Origin of the sequence: Streptomyces marokkonensis, assembly GCF_008312835.1 — a bacterium.
Taxonomy (GTDB): domain Bacteria; phylum Actinomycetota; class Actinomycetes; order Streptomycetales; family Streptomycetaceae; genus Streptomyces; species Streptomyces marokkonensis_A.
This window is the reverse complement of record NZ_VSKS01000014.1, coordinates 1-19,518: the sequence shown is the minus strand read 5'-3', so window position 1 is coordinate 19,518 and position 19,518 is coordinate 1. Positions and strand designations below refer to the sequence as shown.

Here is a 19,518-nt window from a genome sequence, read left to right as displayed (position 1 = left end):
CGGCCGCACGGGGCTCACGCCTCGGTCAGTCCCGGGCCGGCGAGCGCCGCGATCCGCTCCACCGCGAACACATAGCCCTGCACCCCGCACCCCGCGATGACCCCGTCGGCGCGCAGGGAGACGTAGGAGTGGTGCCGGAAGGACTCGCGCCGGTGGATGTTGGAGATGTGCACCTCGATCACGGGCAGGCCGTCACAGGCGTTGAGGGCGTCCAGGATCGCGACGGAGGTGTGCGAGTAGGCGCCGGGATTGATCACGATCCCGCAGTGGTTCAGCCGGGCCTCGTGGATCCAGTCCACCAGCCGGCCCTCGTGGTTGGACTGCCGCAGGTCCACCGTGCCGCCCCGCGCTGCCGCCGCCTTCGCGCACAGCGCCTCCACGTCGGCGAGCGTGTCGGACCCGTAGATCTCCGGCTGGCGCTGCCCGAGGAGGTTCAGGTTGGGGCCGTTGAGGATCATGATCGGGGCGCTGGCCAGGGTGCGGGGCACGGTTCCTCCGGTCGGTCGGGTGGGTCGGTTCCCGCCGGAACCGCTGCTCGCACCCGGTTTATCACGGTGCGGCGCACGGCCGTCGGGTCCTAGCCTTCCCCCATGACGACGACCCCCTCGTACCCTCCCAAGCCCTCCCCGGGTGACCGCGTCGCCGTGCTCTCCCCCTCCTCGGGTCTTCCGGGGCTCCTCCCGCTCCCCTACGAGCTGGGGCTGCGACGGCTGCGCGAGGAGTACGCCCTGGAGCCGGTCGAGTATCCGGCGACGCGCACGATGGGCTCGACACCGCGGCAGCGTGCCGACGACATCCACGCCGCCTTCGCCGCCCCGGAGATCAAGGCGGTCATCGCGTCGATCGGCGGTGACGACCAGATCACCGTGGTGCCCCTGCTGGACCGGGAGTTGATCCGCGCCAACCCGAAGCCGTTCTTCGGGACGAGCGACAACACCAACCTCCTCGCCTTTCTCCGCGAGACCGGCATCGTCGGGTTCCACGGGGCGAGCGTGATGGCCGAGCTGGGCCGCCCCGGGGCGATGCATCCGCAGACCGCCGATTCCCTGCGGGCCGCGCTGTTCACCTCCGGCGAGTACGAGCTGCGCCCCGCCGAGCGGTGGCGCGACATCGACCGGGACTGGGCGGACCCGGCGACGTTCGACGCGGAGCCGGAGACGCGGCCGGGGACGGGCTGGATCTGGCTGAACGCCGATCGCGTGGCCGAGGGCCGCACCTGGGGCGGGTGTCTGGAGGTCCTCGGCTGGATGCTGATGGCCGGCCGCGGGGTCGCGCGGGACCTGTCCGAGTACGACGGCGGCGTGCTGTTCCTGGAGACCTCGGAGGAGATGCCGAGCGGGGAGGAGGTCTTCCGCACCCTGCGGAACATGGGCGAGCGGGGACTGCTCGGGCGCTTCTCGGCGCTCCTGATGGGCCGCCCCAAGACCTGGTTCTTCGACCGGCCCCGCACTCCCGTGGAGGCCGCGGCCTACGCCGCCGAGCAGCGCGAGGCCGTGACGCGGGCGATGCGGGCCTACGCGCCCGAGGCGCTCGTCGTCTTCGACGTGGACCTCGGGCACACCGATCCGCAGCTGGTGATCCCCTACGGCGGCCTGGTCCGTGTCGACGGTCCCGCCCGGCGCGTCACCGTCACGTACTGAAGCCGGGCGGAACCGCCGTTCTACGGATTGACCGCCAGCTCCAGGTAGGCGGCGAGCAGCACGAGGTGCACACCGCCCTGAAGCGGCGTGGCCCGGCCGGGCACCACGGTCAGCGCGCCCACCACCATGGTCAGGGCGAGCAGCACCATATGGGTGCTGCCGAGGCCGAGGACGAGGGGGCCGGTGAGCCAGAGGGAGGCCAGCGCGACGGCGGGGATGGTCAGGCCGATACTGGCCATCGCCGAGCCGAGTGCGAGGTTCATGCTGGTCTGCACCTGGTCGCGGCGCGCGGCCCGCACCGCGGCGATGGTCTCCGGGAGGAGGACCAGCAGGGCGATGATCACACCGACGACGGAGTGGGGCAGCCCCGCGCCCTCCACGCCCGACTCGATCGTGGGCGAGACCCCCTTGGCCAGGCCGACCACTCCGACCAGGGCCAGGCCCAGCAGTCCCAGACTGATCAGCGCGGTGCGGGTGGACGGCGCCGGGGCGTGCTCGTCGGGCGCGGTCGCCTCGCCCTGCTTGGCCACCGGCAGGAAGTAGTCGCGATGTCTGACGGTCTGGGTCGCGACGAACAGGGCGTAGAGGATCAGCGAGGAGACCGCCGCGAACGTGAGTTGCACGGTGGAGAACTCCGGGCCCGGCTTGCTGGTGGTGAACGTCGGCAGGACCAGGCTGAGGGTCGCCAGGGTGGCCACCGTGGCGAGGGCCGCTCCCGTGCCCTCGGAATTGAAGACGGCCGTGCCGTGACGCAGCGAGCCGACCAGCAGACTCAGCCCGAGGATTCCGTTGACGGTGATCATCACGGCCGCGAACACGGTGTCTCTGGCGAGCGTCGCGCTCTTGTCCCCGCCGTCGATCATCAGCGTGACGATCAGCGCCACCTCGATGACGGTGACGGCGACGGCCAGGACCAGGGAGCCGAAGGGCTCACCGACCCGGTGCGCGACCACCTCGGCATGATGCACCGCCGCCAGCACCGATCCCGCGAGAACCAGGGTCACCACCACGACGAGCCAGCCGGGCAGATCCCGCCCCCAGGTCAGCGCCAGCAGCACCACGGCGATGGCCGGCACCGCGGTCGTCCACCGCGCCGCGAGCGGCCCGATCCGAGCGATCATGGTGCGATCGTCCCGGACGTCAGGAGGCGCCGCACCTTGCTGGAAACCTCCGCCCGACGGCCGGCCGCGGTGGGCGCGAGAGGTGTCAGCGCCCCACGGCGTGTCCCTTCGCCGCGCCCTCCTGATCGTCCCGGGGTCATCAGGGTCATGCATGGCCTCCTCGTACGAGTCGAATACGGTCGGCGCCGGCGGGCGGCGCGGGGGGAAACAGGCGGGCACCGGGAGCGGTGGCCGGCGTTGTGCTGACCTCCGTTCCCGGTGCCCGTGTTTCCCTGTCCGACAGGGTCAGACGTCGATGTCGCTCTTGGCGGAGGTGTCGTCCCGGTCCCCGGCCGCCGCGGCCTCGGCCTGCTTGCGGGAGGCCCGGAGGCTGGTGATCGTGGTGACGATCAGAACCGAGCAGATCACGCCCAGCGAGACGGGGATGCTGATCTCCGGTACGTGCACCCCGGACTCGTGCAGTGCGTGCAGCACGAGCTTCACGCCGATGAAACCGAGGATGATCGACAGTCCGTAGGAGAGGTGCACCAGCTTCCGCAGCAGTCCGCCGATGAGGAAGTACAGCTGCCTGAGGCCCATCAGCGCGAACGCGTTCGCCGTGAACACGATGTACGGGTCCTGCGTCAGGCCGAAGATCGCGGGGATCGAGTCGAGCGCGAACAGGACGTCCGTGGTGCCGATGGCGAGCATGACGACCAGCATCGGGGTCATGACCCGCTTGCCGTTCTGCTCGATCCAGAGCTTGGTGCCGTGGTACCGGTCGGCCACACCGAAGCGGCGCTCGGCGGCCTTCAGCAGCTTGTTCTCCTCGAACTCCTCGTCCTCCTCGTCGGTCCGGGCCTCCTGGATGAGCTTCCAGGCGGTCCAGATCAGGAAGGCACCGAAGATGTAGAACACCCACGAGAAGCTGGCGATGATCGCGGCGCCGGCGGCGATGAAGATCGCGCGCAGCACCAGGGCGATGAGGACACCGACCAGGAGCACCCGCTGCTGGTACTGCGACGGAACCGCGAACTTCGCCATGATCAGGACGAAGACGAAGAGGTTGTCGACGCTCAGCGACTTCTCGGTGATGTAGCCGGCGAAGAACTCGCCCGCGGGCTGTCCCCCGCCCCAGATCAGCAGACCGAGCCCGAAGAGGGCGGCCAGGACGATCCAGACGATGGTCCAGATTCCGGCCTCTTTGATGGACACGTCATGCGGTTTGCGGCCGATGAAGAAGTCGACCGCGATGAGGGCGCACAGGCCCACGATCGTCAGGACCCACAGGGTCAGGGAAACATCCACTGCGCCTCCGGCAGTACGTCACAGGGCAAATGTCAGCGTCGTCGCTGCCGGAGGTCTCTTCCACCCGGGCCTCCGGCGCTCGATTGCGCCCGGACGGTCCTTCGGGCCGACGCCCCGGGATCTGGCCTGATCCGTATTGACGGGGTCGCCGCACAGACAGGGAGTACTCCCCTCCGTGCGGCCAACAGTACCGAATCACCAAGGATTGGTAAAGACTCAAGTAAAGAAACTCACAAAGCCCCAGCTCACAGGGGCTTTGCGTGGGCTTGGTCAAGGGCCCGGCGAGGTCACCGGTCCCAGGCGCGGCGGGCCGCCGCGACCTGGGTGAGCACCTGGTGGAGAACCTGGCTGCCCGGCGGCACCAGCGGCGGCTCGTACGTCCAGGCGTGCCCCACCCACGGGTCGGCCAGGTGGTCGTCGGGCACGGGGGTCAGCCGCAGCAGCGAACGCCACAGCGGGTCGAGGAGCGGGCCGTAGCCGGCGGACTCCTCGCGGTCGGCGACCATCATCAGGTGGACGCCGACGGACGGACCCTCGTCGGCGAGGTAGCGCAACTGGTTCACCGCCCGGTCGTCGAAACCGTGCGGGAAGTCGTTGACGATCAGCAGGTGCTGGGAGGTGTCGAAGCCGGGCGGCAGCGCGTCCGGGGCGCCTCCGCGCAGCGCCATCTGCACCAGGTCGACCCGCTGGGTGAGCCGGCCCAGGACATCCGTCACGCCCGCCGCGCCCTGCGCGGGCGGGGCCGCCAGCACACCGGTCTGCGTCAGCGGTGCCAGTGCCTGCGCGCCGGACCCCGCCGGGTCGACGACGTGCACGGTGAACTCGCCGGCCGGGTAGACGGCGAGCAGCCGGGCCGCGTGCGCCACCGCCGTCTCCATGGCGAGGCGCCGCATGTCGTGCGAGTCGGTGAACGACCCGTCCACGGAGTCGGCGCGCCCGCTGTCGATCCACAGGCCGCGCTCGAGCGGCAGCCGCAGCAGCATCGGGATGCGGATCCGCTCGGCCTCGGGGAGGCGGAGGTCGCCCAGACGGAGCGCCATGGGTATCTCCATCGGTACCCGGTACGCGTGCCAGGCCGGGTTGTCCCACCGGGCGAAGGCGGGGGGCAGTGCGGGCTCGACGACCTCGGCCTCGGCGACGAGCTGGACGAGGTCCCGGTCGAGGGACTCCCGGGCCTGGCCGACGAGCTGGGCGTGCCGTGCCCGGGCGCTCTCGCGGGCGGCGTCGCCCTGACCGCCGATCCGGCTGCGCGGGTCGGACAGGGCCTGCTCGAGCTCCTTGTCCATGCGCGACTCGGCGAAGTCGACGGCGCTCCGGTAGGCGGCTGTGGTGCGGGCCAGGTCCTCGAACATGCCCCAGACCTGGTTGTAGAGACGCTCCTCCATGGACCAGCCGGTCGCGTCCCCCGCCACGGGCTGCGCGGGCTGCCCGGGCGGGGCCTGCGGCGCGGCCGGCGGAGGCGGCGGCGGAGCGGAGTTCCGCCGGCCGGGATGGCTGTAGTCGACCGGGCCGCCGCCGGTGGTCGCCGACGGGTCCGCGGCGCCGGTCGCGCCGTACGCCGGCTGCGGACCGCCCTGCCCGGTCCCGCCGGCCGGCTGACCGCCGTACGAGGGCGGTACGGGGCCGGGGACGCCCTGGGGCGCGGTGCCGCCCTGGTCCGGGCCGACCGCGGGGGCTGCCGCCTGCCGCGAACGGTCGCCGTCGGAGGGGCGGGGCGGGGGTGCCTGCACGGAACGGGCGAGGCCCCTCGCGACCGCCTCGTTGATGCTGCCCGCGAGCTGCGCGGCCTCGGGCAGGCCCTGGTCGGTGAGGAGTTCGGCCAGACCGCCCGCGTAGCCCTGGCCGACGGCGCGCACCTTCCAGGCGCCCTGCCTCCGGTAGAGCTCCAGCGCGACGACGGCCGACTCGGCCTCCAGGCCCGTGATGGTGTAGCTGGCGACCTCGTCGCCGTCCAGGCCGGTGACGGCGACGAAGGGGGCCGCCACGGCGCCGAACCGGGCGGGTCCCGGGCCGCCGCCCGGGGCCGGCAGGGCGAGCAGCACGCTGACGCGGTGGACCGCGTCCGTCATGGCGTCCAGGTCCACGGCGAGACGGTGGTCGGCGGCCGCCTGACGCGACACCTCCAGCCCGGGCCGGGTGGGGGTACCCGGATGGGCCACCCAGTCCGTCCCGTGGATCCGGCCGTTCTCGTCGCCGAGCGCGGCCGCGGCCACGACCGGCGTGCCGGCCGAGATCCGGATCTCCAGACGGGACTGGGAGAGCGGGTGGTTCTGTCCCCGCACCAGCTCGGCCGTCATCGCCTTCGTCCCCCTGCGTCGCATGTGATGGATCGTGTGCCGCTCACCGGCCCGGTGAGGGGCCGGTGAGCCTTCGGGTGCCTAGAGGACCGGCAGGATCGCCGGCATCAGGTCCTGGAAGGTGCGGCCGTTGGCCGGGTTGCCGAGCGCCGTCATCGTCCAGCCCGTGCCGGTGCGGTGCACCTTGGCCATGATCTGGGCCGTGTAGGCGCCGCCGCCGGCCAGCGTGTAGCGGGCGAGCTCCTGGCCGTTGGTCTCGTCGACGAGGCGGCAGAAGGCGTTCTGCACCTCCTGGAAGGTCTGGCCCGTGAAGGAGTTCACGGTGAAGACGATCTGGTCGATGTGGACCGGGACGCGCGACAGGTCGACGAGGACGGCCTCGTCGTCGCCGCCCTGGCCGACACCGCCGACGAGGTTGTCACCGGTGTGGCGCACGGAGCCGTCGTCGCTCACGAGGTGGCGGAAGAAGACGACGTCGACCGGCTGCTTGTCGGCGAACAGGACGGCCGAGGCGTCCAGGTCGATCTCCCGGGTGCGGGAGCCGAACAGGCCGCGACGGGGAGCCGCCTGCCAGCCGAGACCCATGCGCACCGCGGTCAGGCTGCCGCCGTCGTTCTTCTGCAGACTGATGGCCTGACCCTTGGTCATGTTGACGGTCACGCGCTGATTCCCCTCTCGAACTGTCCCCTGTTGCCGCGAAACCGCGGTTGACCAGAACCCTACGCAGGGGCACTGACAGTGACGTACTCCGGTCCGCACTTTGTGTCGTTCTTGCAACACATCCCGTACGCGGCCGTCAGGACAGGCCGGCCTCCTGCATCTGCCGCAGTTCCTTCTTCATCTCCGACACCTCGTCGCGCAGCCGGGCCGCGATCTCGAACTGGAGGTCGGCGGCGGCGGCCCGCATCCGTGCGGTGAGTTCCTCGATCTGCCCGGCGAGTTCGGCGGCGGGCCGGTCGGTCGGCACGGTCGCGGCGGCCTTGCCCTTCTTCGCGCCCTTGGCGGCCTTGGTTCCGAGGGAGGGCACGGGCGCCTTGGTGCCGCCGCCGTCCTTCCTGGCCTGGCGGTAGCCCGAACCGAGGAGGTGCTCGGTGTCGATGTCCTCGCGGGCGATCTGCGCGACGATGTCGTTGATCTTCTTGCGCAGGGGCTGCGGGTCGATGCCCTTGGCCCGGTTGTACGCGATCTGCTTCTCCCGGCGGCGGTTGGTCTCGTCGATGGCCTTCGCCATCGCCGGGGTGATCTTGTCGGCGTACATGTGGACCTGCCCTGAGACATTGCGCGCCGCGCGGCCGATGGTCTGGATCAGGGAGGTGCCCGAGCGCAGGAAGCCCTCCTTGTCGGCGTCGAGGATCGCCACCAGGGACACCTCGGGGAGGTCGAGGCCCTCGCGCAGCAGGTTGATGCCGACGAGGACGTCGTACTCGCCGCTGCGCAGCTCCCGCAGCAGTTCCACGCGGCGCAGGGTGTCGACGTCGCTGTGCAGGTAGCGCACCTGGATGCCCAGTTCGAGGAAGTAGTCGGTGAGGTCCTCGGCCATCTTCTTGGTGAGCGTGGTGACCAGGACGCGTTCGTCCTTCTCCACGCGCGCGCGGATCTCGTGGACCAGGTCGTCGATCTGGCCCTCGGTGGGCTTGACCACGACCTCGGGGTCGACGAGGCCGGTGGGGCGGATGATCTGCTCGACGAAGCCGTCCGAGCGGGAGAGTTCGTACTGTCCGGGGGTGGCCGACAGATAGACGGTCTGGCCGACGCGCTCCTGGAACTCCTCCCACTTCAGCGGGCGGTTGTCCAGGGCGGAGGGGAGCCGGAAGCCGTGGTCGACGAGGGTGCGCTTGCGGGAGGCGTCGCCCTCGTACATGGCGCCGATCTGAGGGACGGTGACGTGCGACTCGTCGATGACGAGGAGGAAGTCGTCCGGGAAGTAGTCCAGCAGGGTGTTCGGCGGCGAGCCCGGCGCGCGGCCGTCGAAGTGCATCGAATAGTTCTCCACGCCGGAGCAGGAGCCGATCTGGCGGAGCATCTCGATGTCGTACGTGGTCCGCATGCGCAGCCGCTGGGCCTCCAGGAGCTTGCCCTGGTTCTCCAGCTCGGTCAGGCGCGCCCCGAGCTCCTTCTCGATGTCGTTGACCGCGCGCTCCAGCCGCTCGGGGCCCGCGACGTAGTGGGAGGCGGGGAAGACGTACAGCTGCCGGTCGTCGCTGATGATCTCGCCCGTGAGCGGGTGGAGGGTGGACAGTGCCTCGATCTCGTCGCCGAACATCTCGATGCGGACGGCCAGCTCCTCGTAGACCGGGAAGATCTCGATGGTGTCGCCGCGGACGCGGAAGGTGCCGCGGGTGAAGGCCATGTCGTTGCGCGTGTACTGGATGTCCACGAAGCGGCGCAGCAGCTCGTCGCGGTCGAACTCGTCGCCGACGCGGAGGGGGACCATGCGGTCCACGTACTCCTGCGGCGTGCCCAGGCCGTAGATGCAGGAGACGGAGGCGACCACGACGACGTCGCGGCGGGTGAGCAGCGAGTTGGTCGCCGAGTGGCGCAGCCGCTCGACCTCCTCGTTGATGGAGGAGTCCTTCTCGATGTAGGTGTCCGACTGGGGGACGTACGCCTCGGGCTGGTAGTAGTCGTAGTACGAGACGAAGTACTCGACCGCGTTGTTCGGCAGCAGCTCGCGGAACTCGTTGGCCAGCTGTGCGGCCAGGGTCTTGTTCGGCGCCATCACCAGGGTGGGGCGCTGGAGCTTCTCGATCATCCACGCGGTGGTGGCGGACTTGCCGGTGCCGGTCGCGCCGAGCAGGACGACGTCCTGCTCACCTGCTTCGATGCGCCGGGCGAGGTCGGCGATGGCCGTCGGCTGGTCACCGCTCGGCTGGTAGGGGCTGACGACCTCGAAGGGCGCCACCGTGCGTTCGATCTGGGAAACGGGCCGCATGCCATCCACCGTACGACCCCCCACTGACAACGGGTCCGGATCAGCGTCGCTGCGGGGTCCCGGAGTGGTGTTCCACCGGGCCGCGGAGGCGCAGTCGCGAACGCGTCGGGCGGTGGTGGGCCGGGGAGTGGGCGGGGATGCCGGGCTTGCGCTCGGCCGGGGGCGCGCCGGATCCGTGCGTGACCAGCGTCGGGTCGAAGATCACCACGATGCCCGCGAGGACCAGGAAGGCGAGCGGGCCGACCATCAGGGGCCCGAGCAGGCTGGTCGCGGCTTCCCCCGCGGCGGGGGTGGCCGTGCCGTGGACGTGCACGTCGAGCGCGGCCATGCCGGTGTAGTGCATGCCGGTGACCGCGAGCCCCATGACGAGACTCGCGCCCGCGCTCCACAGGAAGCCCCTCACCTGTCCGGCCGCCCACAGGGCGGCGGTTGCGGCGGCCATGGCTATGGCCACGGAGACGGCGACGACGAGGGTGTCGTACTCCAGCCGGCCGTCAAGGCTCATGCCGGCCATGCCGAGGTAGTGCATCGAGGCGATGCCGAGGCCGGTGACGGTGCCCCCGGTGAACAGGGCGGTTCCGGAGGCGCCCCGGTAGCCCACGATGAAGATTCCCGTGCCCACCATGACGATCCCCACGGCCAGACTCGCGAAGGTCAGGGCCCGGTCGTAGTGGATCGGGCTGCCCTCGATCGTGAAGCCCATCATGCCGATGAAGTGCATGGTCCATATGCCGGAGCCGATGGCCACGGACCCCAGGGCGAGCCAGCCGGGGCGCCAGGACCGGGGCGCCGTTCCGGCCCGGGTGACGCAGCGCAGGCCCAGGGCCCCGCCGAGACAGGCCATGAGAAAGGCCACCAGCGGTGTGACCAGGCCGTAGCTGAATCCGTCGACCGTGCCTTGCATGCGCGGCTGCCCTTCCCGCCCTGTACGTCCCGCAAAATTCCGACGTGGTCCCCCTCCCAGGACCGCGAGGGCGGCCAGGGTTGACGCAGAGAGTATGGCCCCCACCGGAATGGTCGAACGACTTTCCGGCAAAGAAACACGCTCTTGCCCCAGGTGTGTGCCACCAGTGTGCGGAGTTCGGGCAACTCCGTTCAATCTGTGGCCATCCTGCACCCGCCTCGCGTTGACCCTCTGCTGTCACAGTTGAGCTGACCGTGAACGTTCGACGCGAGGAGTACGCATGCACGCACGCGCTGTTGCCGCCTCGACCACCGCGCTCCTGGGGACGGCCGCCCTCCTGCTCCCGCTCTCCCCCGCGCGGGCCGCCGACGACGGCGCCCGTCCCGTGATCGTCGCTCACCGGGGCGCCTCCGCGTACGCGCCCGAGAACACGCTCGCGGCCGTCGACAAGGCGGCCGCCCTCGGTGTCGACTGGGTGGAGAACGACGTCCAGCGCACCAAGGACGGCGAACTCGTCGTCCTGCACGACGACAGCCTGCAGCGCACCACCGACGTGGAGGAGGTCTTCCCCGACCGGGCCCCCTGGAAAGTGAGGGACTTCACGGCCGCGGAGATCGCCCGGCTGGACGCGGGCAGCTGGTTCGATCCGGCGTACGCGGGCACGCGCGTTCCGACACTGGAGCAGTTCGTGCACCGTGTGGAGCGGAATCACCAGAAGCTGCTCCTGGAGATCAAGAACCCCCAGCTCTATCCGGGCATAGAACGGCAGACCCTCAAGGTCCTGAGCAACGAGGGGTGGCTCGACCGCCGGCATGTGAAGCACCGGCTGATCGTGCAGAGCTTCAGCGCGGACAGCGTACGGGCGGTCCATGACCTCAAGCCCGCGGTGAAGACCGGGTTCCTCGGGACGCCGCCGGTCACGGATCTGCCCGCCTACTCGGCCTTCACCGACCAGATCAACCCCTCGCACGGCTCACTCTCCGCCCCCTACGTCGCCGCCGTGCAGGCCTTCCGGGGCCCGCACGGCAAGCGGATGGAGGTGTTCACCTGGACCGTGAACGACGCGGCCGCGGCACGCCGGGTCGCCGGGTTCGGGGTCGACGGGATCATCACCAACACGCCCGACGTGGTGCGGGACGCGGTCGGCGGCTGACGCCTGCGCGGTCGGATACCGAGCGTCCCGCCGGGTCGCCGGCGCTCACCCGGCGTTGTCGGTGCCGGGCCGTACGGTGGGTCGCATGGACAGCCAAGGGCAGTACGAGCAGCGGGTCGTGTGGGCCGTCGTGGACACCGGCATCGGCCCGCTGCTGCTGGCCGCGACCCGCGGGGGTCTGGTCAACGTCGTGTTCCACGCCACGGCCGAGGTGCGCGACGGCGCGCTGGAGCGGCTCGGGTCCCGGCTCGGCGCCGCGCCGGTCGAGCTCGGCACCGAACGGTCCGGGGAGCCGGGCGGTCCGCTGCTGACCGAGGCGATACGACAGGTGAGGGCGTACTTCGCGGGCGAGCGGCGGTCCTTCGAACTGCCGCTGGACTGGTCGCTGGTATCGGGCTTCAACCGGGAGGTGCTGCGGGAGCTGGCCGCCGGGGTGCCGTTCGGCGCGGTCGTCGGGTACGGCGACCTGGCCGGGCGGGTGGGCCAGCCGGGCGCGGCGCAGGCCGTCGGGACGGCGATGGGCGCCAATCCCCTGCCGGTGGTGGTGCCCTGCCACCGGGTCGTGGAGAGCGGCGGCGGCATCGGCGGTTTCGGGGGCGGACTGGAGACGAAGAGGCGGCTGCTCGCCCTGGAGGGCGTGCTGCCCGAGCCGCTGTTCTGACGGCTCGGGCACGCCACGGGTCCCGGGTCAGTCGTAGTGCTGCGCCTCGAACACGTTGCCGTCCGGGTCGCGGAAGTAGAAGCTGCGCTTGGCCGGGCCGCGCGCCCCGAAGGAGTCGTGCGAGACGTCAGACATCGGCACGGACTGCTCCTCGAGGCGGCTGCGGAGGGCGTCGAAGGCGTCGGCCGGGAGAGACAGGCAGACGTGGTTCACGGGGTGGCCGGAGCTTTCGACGGCGCCGGGAAGCATCCTCATGCGTTCCGCCATGGCCGACGGCATGAGGTCGAGGATGGTCTCCTCGTTGACGCGCACCGAGGGAAAGGGAGCCTCGCCCACGGAGAAGTCGGTGAGCCTGACCGGCTCCAGGCCCACGGCCTTCTCGTAGAAACCGGCACTGGCGATGGGGTCACGCACCCACAGGACGATGTGGTCGAGGCGAGTCGTGTTGTCCGTCATGCCGCCAGCCTCCGCGATCCGCGCGACGGCACGCAAGGGGGTTTGGCCCGGGGCGCGGCCCGCCAGAGATGAGGGAGAGGCGGCAGACAGGAGGCAGGCGCGTGGTGCTCAGGGTGTCCGAAGAGGTGCGGGAGGCGATCGCCGCGGGCCGGCCGGTGGTCGCCCTGGAGTCCACGATCATCGCGCACGGGCTGCCCCGGCCGCGTAACCTCCGGGTGGCGCTGGAGCTGGAGGCGGCCGTACGGCACGAGGGCGCGGTCCCGGCGACGATCGCCGTCCTGGACGGACTGCCCCGCATCGGCCTGGACAAGGATCAGCTGGAGCGGATCGCGAGCGGGGACGGCATCCGTAAGCTGGGCCATCGTGATCTGCCGCTCGCGGCGGCGGCCGGGGCGAGCGGGGCGACCACGGTGTCGGCCACGGCGCTGCTCGCGGCCCTCGCGGGCATACGGGTGTTCGCCACCGGAGGGCTCGGCGGGGTGCACCGGGAGTGGACGGTGACCCAGGACGAGTCGGCCGACCTGGGCCTGCTGGCGCGCACTCGGATCACCGTGGTGTGCGCGGGGGTGAAGTCGATCCTCGATGTGCCCGCGACCCTGCAGCGGCTGGAGACACTGGGCGTGGCCGTCGCCGGGTACGGCACGGACCGTTTTCCGGGCTTCTATCTCTCGGACTCGGGGCATCCCGTGGACTGGCGGCTGGACACCCCGGGGCAGGTGGCGCGGGCGATGCGGGCGCAGGACGCGCTCGGCGGGCCCGAGTCGGCGCTGATCGTGGCCAACCCGGTGCCCGAGGACGAGCAGTTGGATCCCGGGGTGCACGCGCGGGTGCTCGACGAGGCGCTGCGGGCGTGTGCGGCGGAGGGGGTCACCGGTCAGGGGGTCACCCCGTTCCTGCTCGGCCATCTGGTCCGCCACACCGACGGCGCCTCCCTCGCCGCGAACCTGGCCGCGGTCCGGGGCAATGTGCGCCTGGCGGCTCGCGTCGCGTCCGCCTGGGCCGCCGGGGAGTGACGGGGAGTGCCGGAGTCCGTGCGGGTGGGGGCGTTGCTGGTCGTCGGTGACGTGATCACGGACGTGGTCGCCCGGCACCGGGGGCCGCTCGCCCCGGGGACGGACACGGCGGCCGTGATCCGGACGGTACCGGGCGGCGCGGGTGCCAATGTGGCCTGCTGGGCGGCGCGTCGGGAGGGCACCGAGGTCCGGCTCGTCGGGCGGGTGGGCGCGGACACCGCGGCGTGGCACGAGCGGGAACTGACCGCCTGCGGGGTCCGTCCCCTGCTGGTCGTGGACGGCCGGGTGCCGACGGGCACGGTGATCTGCCTGGTCGACGGGGACGCGGCGGCCGAGCGGACCTTCCTCACCGACAGCGGCGCGTCACTGCGGCTCGGTCCCGGTGACTGGTCGGACGCGTTGCTGGACGGAGTGGCGTGGCTGCATCTGTCGGGTTACCTGCTGTTCGCCGAGGCGAGCCGTGCCTTCGTCGCGGTGGCGTTGGAGGCGGCACGTGCGCGGGGGGTGCCGGTGAGTCTGGATCCCGCGTCGGCGGGGTTCCTCGGCGCGCTGGGCATCGACCGTTTCCCGGCGCTCGTCGAGGGCGTGGACGTGCTGCTGCCCAGCCGTGACGAGGCCTGTCTGCTGACGGGGGCGTCCGACGCCGCGGACGCCGCCGCGCGGCTGAGCCGCCGTGTCCCGCTGGTGGTGGTCAAGCGGGGCGCGGAGGGTGCGCTGATCGCGAGGTCCGGCGAGGTGTGCGCCCGTGTGCCCGCCGTGCCGGCGACGCCCCGCGACACCACCGGCGCCGGTGACGCCTTCACCGGCGCGTTCCTCGCGGCTCTGCTCGCGGGCGCCGAACCGGAACAGGCGGCGAAGGAGGGCTGCCGGGCGGGCGCACAGGCGGTGGAACAGACAGGGGGCCGCCCGCCGGCACGCACCTGACGGGTGGGCCCTTCACCGGGTGAACGCCCTTTGTCCACAGGAGGGAACAAAGCGGAACGACTCCTGCCCACAGCCTCGCACACGGTGCGCCGAGGACTGGCAGACTGGCGAGCCGGACCCGGAGAGCGGGAACGCGCGGGGGAACACGCAAGGGGGCCACATGTCCATGGCTGGGAATCTGCGGAAGGTCACGAGTCTCGGCGGGGTCGGCGGGCTGCGCCGGGTGGCCCGCCTGGCCCGGCGGCGTCCTCGTGTGGACCTCAGTCATCCGGCCCGGTCGCCGCTGGGCTCCTCGGTGGTGAACTGCGTGACGTACCGGGACGGTCACCGCGTCCTGGCGCGAGGTGATCTGGTGGAGGCCGTGAAGCGGGTCCGCAGGGACGGGCAGGGGTTCGTCTGGCTGGGGCTGCACGAGCCGACCGACCGGGAGTTCGCCGGCATCGCCGAGCTGTTCGACCTGCACCCGCTGGCGGTCGAGGACGCCGTCGAGGCCCACCAGCGGCCCAAGCTGGAGCGGTACGGGGAAACGCTGTTCGCCGTGTTCAAAACGGTCTGCTACGTGGAGCACGAGGAACTCACCGCGAACAGCGAGGTGGTGGACACCGGGGAGATCATGGTGTTCCTCGGAGGGGACTTCGTGGTCACCGTGCGGCACGGACGGCACGGTTCGCTGGGGCCGCTGCGCGAGGGGCTGGAGTCCGATCCCGCGCAGCTCGCCCAGGGTCCGTCCACCGTGCTGCACGCGGTCGCGGACCATGTGGTCGACGACTATCTCACGGTCATCGACTCGGTCCAGGACGACATCGACCAGGTCGAGACGGACGTGTTCGCGGAGCACGGCGCGCGGGTCGATCCGGGCCGCATCTACCAGCTCAAGCGGGAACTCCTCGAGTTGAAGCGGGCGGTGGTGCCGCTCGGCCGGCCGCTGGAGGAACTGGCCACACGACCGATCCGGGTCGTCGCCCCGGAGACACAGGCGTACTTCCGTGACGTCTCCGACCATCTGCTGCGGGCGAAGGAGCAGATAGCGGCGTTCGACGAGCTGATCAACTCGATCCTCCAGGCGCACCTGGCCCAGGTCACGGTCGCGCAGAACGAGGACATGCGCAAGATCACCGCCTGGGCGGCGATCGTGGCGGTGCCGACGATGGTCTGCGGGATGTACGGCATGAATTTCGACCATATGCCGGAGCTGCACTGGCGGTACGGCTACGGCATGGTCGTCGGAGTGATATCCGTGGCGTGTCTGCTGCTGTACCGGGCGTTCCGGCGCAGCCGCTGGCTCTGACGCGGGCCCGCGCGCACCGCCGCCCCGCGGATGGGCTCAGCCCGTGGTGGACCGGGCGTAGACGCTCTCGGCCCAGGTGGCCATCTGGTCCTCCGTCAGGTGCCGGGCGAGGTCGGCCTCGCTGATCATGCCGACCAGGCGTTTGTCGTCGATGACGGGCAGCCTGCGGATCTGGTGGGTCTGCATCTCGTGCAGCACCTCGTCGACGCCGGCGTCCGCCTCGATCCAGCGCGGGGTGCCCTTCGCCATCTCGCCGGCGGTGACCCGGGCGGGATCGTGGCCCATGGCGACGCAGCCGACGACGATGTCGCGGTCGGTGAGGATGCCGCACAGCCGCTCGTTCTCGTCGCTGATGGGCAGGGCGCCGACGTTCAGCTCGCGCATCAACTGTGCGGCGCGGTCGAGGGTTTCGTGCGCGGGGATCCACTGGGCTCCGCGGTGCATGATGTCTCCGGCGGTGGTCATGGAGTACCTCCCGGTGCCGGACGGCCGGCGCGATGCGGGGCGCACCGCGAGTCCCGACGTGCCTCATTCTCGTCGGGCCGGACGCGGACGGCACCCGGAGGGGCCGCTCGCGCCGGGAGGGCGGCCGGCCGGACCCGGCCGACGGGCCCCGTCGGGTCAGCCGCGCCAGGCCGGATGGCGGGGATCGTCGGCCCGCACGAGTACGTCGGCGGTGCCGGCCGGGTCGGTCTCCCGCTCGTAGCGTTCGAAGGCGGGGAGGGTCCAGTGCTCGGCCTCGGGGGTACGGCGACGCAGGGCACCCGGGGAGAGGAGGAGGTTGACGCTCAGGTCGAAGGGGAACCAGTGGCGCAGGAGGAGGGGGCCGTGCAGCAGCAGAACGCCACCGGGCGGGAGCTCGGCGTAGGGACTGCGGGTGGCGCGGTCGGTGACCGGGTCCCACAGGTCGGGCAGGACCAGGCCGTTCCCGCCGGGTTCGAGGGGACCGAACACCTCGCGCCACAGGGCACCGGTGTCGTACCAGCCGTCGTAGTAGGACTCGGCGTCCTGATGGCCGTACTCGAGCCGGACCGAGGCGGGGCGCAGAAAGCCGTCGGTGCCCACGACCAGGGAGGGCCGGCCGCGTATCCGCAGTGCCTGGGCGATCCGTTCGGCGAGGTCTCCGGGCCGGGCCGCCGGAGCGCCGTCGAGGGCGACCCGGGGCCGGGGGCCGCCGTCGGCGGTCCTCAGCTCCAGCAGGCGCTCGGCGAGGAGGTCGCCGAGCCGGTCCCAGGTGATCGCTTCGAGTCGCACACGGCCATCATGCGTCAGCCCGGCCTCCGGAACGTGGTCCGCGGCCTGTCAGGGGGAACGATGCACTCATGGCGTCCGTACGGCATCTGGACGCGCCGTACGACCGCCTGCTGATGAGCGGGTTGCCGCGCACGAGGCGACGGCGGATCGCCGCGGCCGTGGAGACGGTGCTGAGGGGGTGGCCGGAGGAGGGGCTGGGTTCCACGGGGCGACGTCCGGCGGGTCACCGGCCCGGCCCTGGACGCTCACGCATGCGTCCGCGCCCCTCGGCCATGGCCGGGCGCTTCCCGGTGCGCGTTCACTTGTGGTGACGGTGGTGGCCGGGAGGGATCCCGGCGGACGGGGGTGACGACGTGATCGACGGGCCGTACTACGTGCTGACGGTGCTGGGCGTGCTGGGGACCGGGCTGGCGGCCGGGGTGTTCTGCGCCTTCTCGGCCTTCGTGATGAGAGGGCTCGCGGCGCTGCCGCCCGCGCAGGGCGTGGCGGCGATGCAGGCGGTCAACGTGGCGGCGGTGCGGCCCGCCTTCATGCTGGTGTTCCTGGGCTCGGCGGTGCTGTGCGCGGTGCTCACGGTGGTGACGTTCGTGCTGTGGCCGGACGAGGGGGCGGTCGAGCTGCTGGCGGGTGGCGCCCTGTACCTGCTGGGCTCGTTCGGCCTGACCGTGGTGGCGAACATACCGCGCAACGACGTGCTGGCCCGGCTGGAACCGGGGAGCCCTGAGGCGGCCGCGTACTGGCCGGTCTATGTGCGCGAGTGGACGCTGTGGAATCACGTCCGCACGCTCGCCTCCGCCGGGGCGGCGCTGGCGTACGTCCTGGCTCTCGCGGGCTGACGGGCCCGCCGCCGTCCTCCGCCCCCGTCCGGGAAAGCACTGTTCCGGCACTCTGCGGGCGGGGGTGAGCGGACGTATCGTGGCCGCAGGAGTGCCGCCCGACGCACGGCCTGTCACCCGCGCACGCAAGGAAGACGGCCATGGCCGATCCCAAGGGTTTCCTGACCACGCCCCGCGAGGAATGGCCACGCAGGCCGGTGGCGGAACGCGTCCGCGACTGGAACGAGGTGTACGTCCCCGGAGCGCTGCTGCCCATCGTCGGCGCACAGGCCGACCGCTGCATGGACTGCGGTGTGCCCTTCTGTCACGAGGCGTGTCCGCTGGGCAATCTCATCCCCGAGTGGAACGACCTGGTGTCCCGGGAGGACTGGCGGGCGGCGGCGGAGCGGCTGCACGCCACCAACAACTTCCCCGAGTTCACCGGACGGTTGTGTCCGGCACCCTGCGAGGCGGGCTGTGTGCTCGCCATCAACCAGCCGGCGGTCACCATCAAGAACGTCGAGTGCGCGATCGCCGACCGGGCCTGGGAGGAGGGCTTCGCTCCCCCGGCGCCGCCGGACCGGCTCTCCGGCAGGACGGTCGCGGTCGTCGGCTCCGGCCCCACCGGACTGGCCGCGGCCCAGCAGCTCACCCGGGCCGGTCACACGGTCGCCGTGTACGAGCGGGACGACCGGATCGGCGGGCTCATGCGGTACGGCATCCCCGAGTTCAAGATGGAGAAACGTCATCTGGAACGGCGTGTGGAACAGATGCGGGCGGAGGGGACGAAGTTCCGCACGTCCACGACGGTCGGGCGGGACGTGGACGCGACGGAGCTGCGGGCCCGTTACGACGCCGTGGTGATCGCCACGGGGGCGACCGCGTGGCGCGAACTGCCGGTGCCCGGGCGTGAACTGGGCGGTGTTCACCAGGCGATGGAGTACCTGCCGCTGGCCAACCGGGTGTGCGAGGGGGACCTGCCCTCGTCGCCGCTGTCCGCCGCGGGCCGGCACGTCGTCATCGTGGGCGGCGGCGACACGGGTGCGGACTGTCTGGGGACGGCCGTGCGTGAGGGAGCCGCGTCGGTCACCCAGCTCGACATCTACGGCCGGCCGGGGAGCGAGCGGGACGAGGACGCCGAGCCGTGGCCGACGTATCCGAAGCTGTACCGGCTGTCCGCCGCGCACGAGGAGGCACGTGATCTGCGGACGGCGCCGGCGGCGGACGCGGACGCGCGGCTGTTCGCGGCGTCGACGCTGCGCTTCACGGGGGACGGGGAGGGGCGCGTGCGTGCGCTGCACCTGGCCGAGGTGGACTCCGAACGCCGGCCGGTGCCTGGCACGGAGCGGACGCTGCCCGCCGATCTGGTCCTGCTCGCGCTCGGGTTCTCCGGGCCCGATCCCGGGGACGGGCTCGTCGCCCGGCTGGGACTGTCGCTGGAACCTCGTGGCACGATCGCGCGGGGGCCGGACTTCGCCACGAACATGCCGGGGGTGTTCGCGGCGGGGGATGCCGCCCGGGGCCAGTCGTTGATCGTGTGGGCGATCGCCGAGGGGCGGGCGGTGGCGGCGGCGGTCGACCGCTTCCTGATCGACGCGCCGACCCGCCTGCCGGCGCCGATCGGTCCGTACGACCGTCCGATGACGGCGTGACACCCCGTTATGTTCTTCGTGGTCCTGCAAGAGGGCCGCTGGCCTCCGGGCCCGGCATGACTGTTGCCCCCTGTCGAACGGATGACCTGGGGGGTGGTGTCACCGGGCCCGAGAGGTGCCG

The 19,518-nt window shown here is 71.7% G+C and carries 18 protein-coding genes and 1 pseudogene; 9 read left to right on the top strand and 10 right to left on the bottom strand.

Going from position 1 to position 19,518, the window contains the following annotated elements; translation table 11 throughout:
• Positions 1-14 precede the first annotated feature (14 nt).
• Entirely contained in the window at positions 15-488 is a 474-nt protein-coding gene (gene aroQ, locus F1615_RS23210; protein WP_149550989.1) for a type II 3-dehydroquinate dehydratase, read from the bottom strand.
• Between the two features lie 102 nt (positions 489-590).
• On the opposite strand from aroQ, the gene F1615_RS23205 reads away from it, so the two are divergent.
• A complete protein-coding gene (locus F1615_RS23205) occupies positions 591-1,640 on the top strand; it encodes a S66 family peptidase (RefSeq protein WP_149550988.1) in 1,050 nt (349 codons plus the stop codon).
• Between the two features lie 20 nt (positions 1,641-1,660).
• Here F1615_RS23205 and F1615_RS23200 read toward each other — a convergent pair whose 3' ends face one another.
• From F1615_RS23200 to F1615_RS23175, 6 genes are all read right to left on the bottom strand, one after another.
• On the bottom strand, positions 1,661-2,761 hold the full coding sequence (locus tag F1615_RS23200; protein WP_149550987.1) for a calcium:proton antiporter: 1,101 nt from the start codon (positions 2,759-2,761) through the stop codon (positions 1,661-1,663).
• Between the two features lie 285 nt (positions 2,762-3,046).
• A complete protein-coding gene (locus F1615_RS23195; protein ID WP_149550986.1) occupies positions 3,047-4,048 on the bottom strand; it encodes a TerC/Alx family metal homeostasis membrane protein in 1,002 nt (333 codons plus the stop codon).
• Positions 4,049-4,335: 287 nt separating this feature from the next.
• Positions 4,336-6,345 carry a TerD family protein gene (locus F1615_RS23190; RefSeq protein ID WP_149551156.1) on the bottom strand — a complete coding sequence of 670 codons (2,010 nt, stop codon included), beginning with the start codon at positions 6,343-6,345 and terminating at the stop codon, positions 4,336-4,338.
• Positions 6,346-6,426: 81 nt separating this feature from the next.
• Entirely contained in the window at positions 6,427-7,005 is a 579-nt protein-coding gene (locus F1615_RS23185; protein WP_149550985.1) for a TerD family protein, read from the bottom strand.
• Between the two features lie 136 nt (positions 7,006-7,141).
• Positions 7,142-9,277: an excinuclease ABC subunit UvrB gene (gene uvrB / locus F1615_RS23180; protein ID WP_149550984.1), complete on the bottom strand. Its 2,136-nt coding sequence runs from the start codon at positions 9,275-9,277 to the stop codon at positions 7,142-7,144.
• A 40-nt stretch (positions 9,278-9,317) separates the two neighbouring features.
• Positions 9,318-10,181 (bottom strand): MHYT domain-containing protein, encoded by an 864-nt coding sequence (locus F1615_RS23175; RefSeq protein WP_149550983.1) that lies wholly within the window; start codon positions 10,179-10,181, stop codon positions 9,318-9,320.
• A 280-nt stretch (positions 10,182-10,461) separates the two neighbouring features.
• On the opposite strand from F1615_RS23175, the gene F1615_RS23170 reads away from it, so the two are divergent.
• Entirely contained in the window at positions 10,462-11,334 is an 873-nt protein-coding gene (locus tag F1615_RS23170) for a glycerophosphodiester phosphodiesterase (protein WP_149550982.1), read from the top strand.
• Between the two features lie 85 nt (positions 11,335-11,419).
• Positions 11,420-11,995: a methylated-DNA--[protein]-cysteine S-methyltransferase gene (locus tag F1615_RS23165; RefSeq protein ID WP_149550981.1), complete on the top strand. Its 576-nt coding sequence runs from the start codon at positions 11,420-11,422 to the stop codon at positions 11,993-11,995.
• A gap of 27 nt (positions 11,996-12,022) precedes the next feature.
• Here F1615_RS23165 and F1615_RS23160 read toward each other — a convergent pair whose 3' ends face one another.
• Positions 12,023-12,451: a VOC family protein gene (locus tag F1615_RS23160; protein WP_149550980.1), complete on the bottom strand. Its 429-nt coding sequence runs from the start codon at positions 12,449-12,451 to the stop codon at positions 12,023-12,025.
• A gap of 101 nt (positions 12,452-12,552) precedes the next feature.
• Here F1615_RS23160 and F1615_RS23155 point away from each other — a divergent pair, with 101 nt between their 5' ends.
• The 3 genes from F1615_RS23155 to F1615_RS23145 all read left to right on the top strand — a co-directional run bounded on the left by F1615_RS23155 (position 12,553) and on the right by F1615_RS23145 (position 15,676).
• The gene (locus F1615_RS23155; protein WP_149550979.1) at positions 12,553-13,464 is read left to right on the top strand and encodes a pseudouridine-5'-phosphate glycosidase; all 912 of its coding nucleotides are present in this window, start codon (positions 12,553-12,555) and stop codon (positions 13,462-13,464) included.
• A gap of 6 nt (positions 13,465-13,470) precedes the next feature.
• Positions 13,471-14,388: a carbohydrate kinase family protein gene (locus F1615_RS23150; RefSeq protein ID WP_244328821.1), complete on the top strand. Its 918-nt coding sequence runs from the start codon at positions 13,471-13,473 to the stop codon at positions 14,386-14,388.
• 160 nt (positions 14,389-14,548) lie between these two features.
• Positions 14,549-15,676, top strand: a complete 1,128-nt coding sequence (locus tag F1615_RS23145) for a magnesium and cobalt transport protein CorA (protein WP_149550978.1) — start codon at positions 14,549-14,551, stop codon at positions 15,674-15,676.
• A gap of 36 nt (positions 15,677-15,712) precedes the next feature.
• On the opposite strand, the gene F1615_RS23140 is transcribed toward F1615_RS23145, so the two are convergent.
• Together F1615_RS23140 and F1615_RS23135 are read right to left on the bottom strand one after the other, a co-directional pair.
• Positions 15,713-16,141, bottom strand: a complete 429-nt coding sequence (locus F1615_RS23140) for a CBS domain-containing protein (RefSeq protein ID WP_149550977.1) — start codon at positions 16,139-16,141, stop codon at positions 15,713-15,715.
• A gap of 156 nt (positions 16,142-16,297) precedes the next feature.
• Positions 16,298-16,930 (bottom strand): uridine kinase, encoded by a 633-nt coding sequence (locus F1615_RS23135; RefSeq protein ID WP_149550976.1) that lies wholly within the window; start codon positions 16,928-16,930, stop codon positions 16,298-16,300.
• A 59-nt stretch (positions 16,931-16,989) separates the two neighbouring features.
• Between F1615_RS23135 and F1615_RS36985 the strand changes: the two are divergent.
• The 3 genes and pseudogenes from F1615_RS36985 to F1615_RS23120 all read left to right on the top strand — a co-directional run.
• Positions 16,990-17,241 (top strand): annotated as a pseudogene (locus F1615_RS36985) (DUF2293 domain-containing protein); the annotation flags it as partial.
• 42 nt (positions 17,242-17,283) lie between these two features.
• Positions 17,284-17,766 (top strand): DUF1772 domain-containing protein, encoded by a 483-nt coding sequence (locus F1615_RS23125; RefSeq protein ID WP_149550974.1) that lies wholly within the window; start codon positions 17,284-17,286, stop codon positions 17,764-17,766.
• Positions 17,767-17,906: 140 nt separating this feature from the next.
• A complete protein-coding gene (locus F1615_RS23120) occupies positions 17,907-19,397 on the top strand; it encodes a glutamate synthase subunit beta (protein WP_149550973.1) in 1,491 nt (496 codons plus the stop codon).
• Positions 19,398-19,518 lie beyond the last annotated feature (121 nt).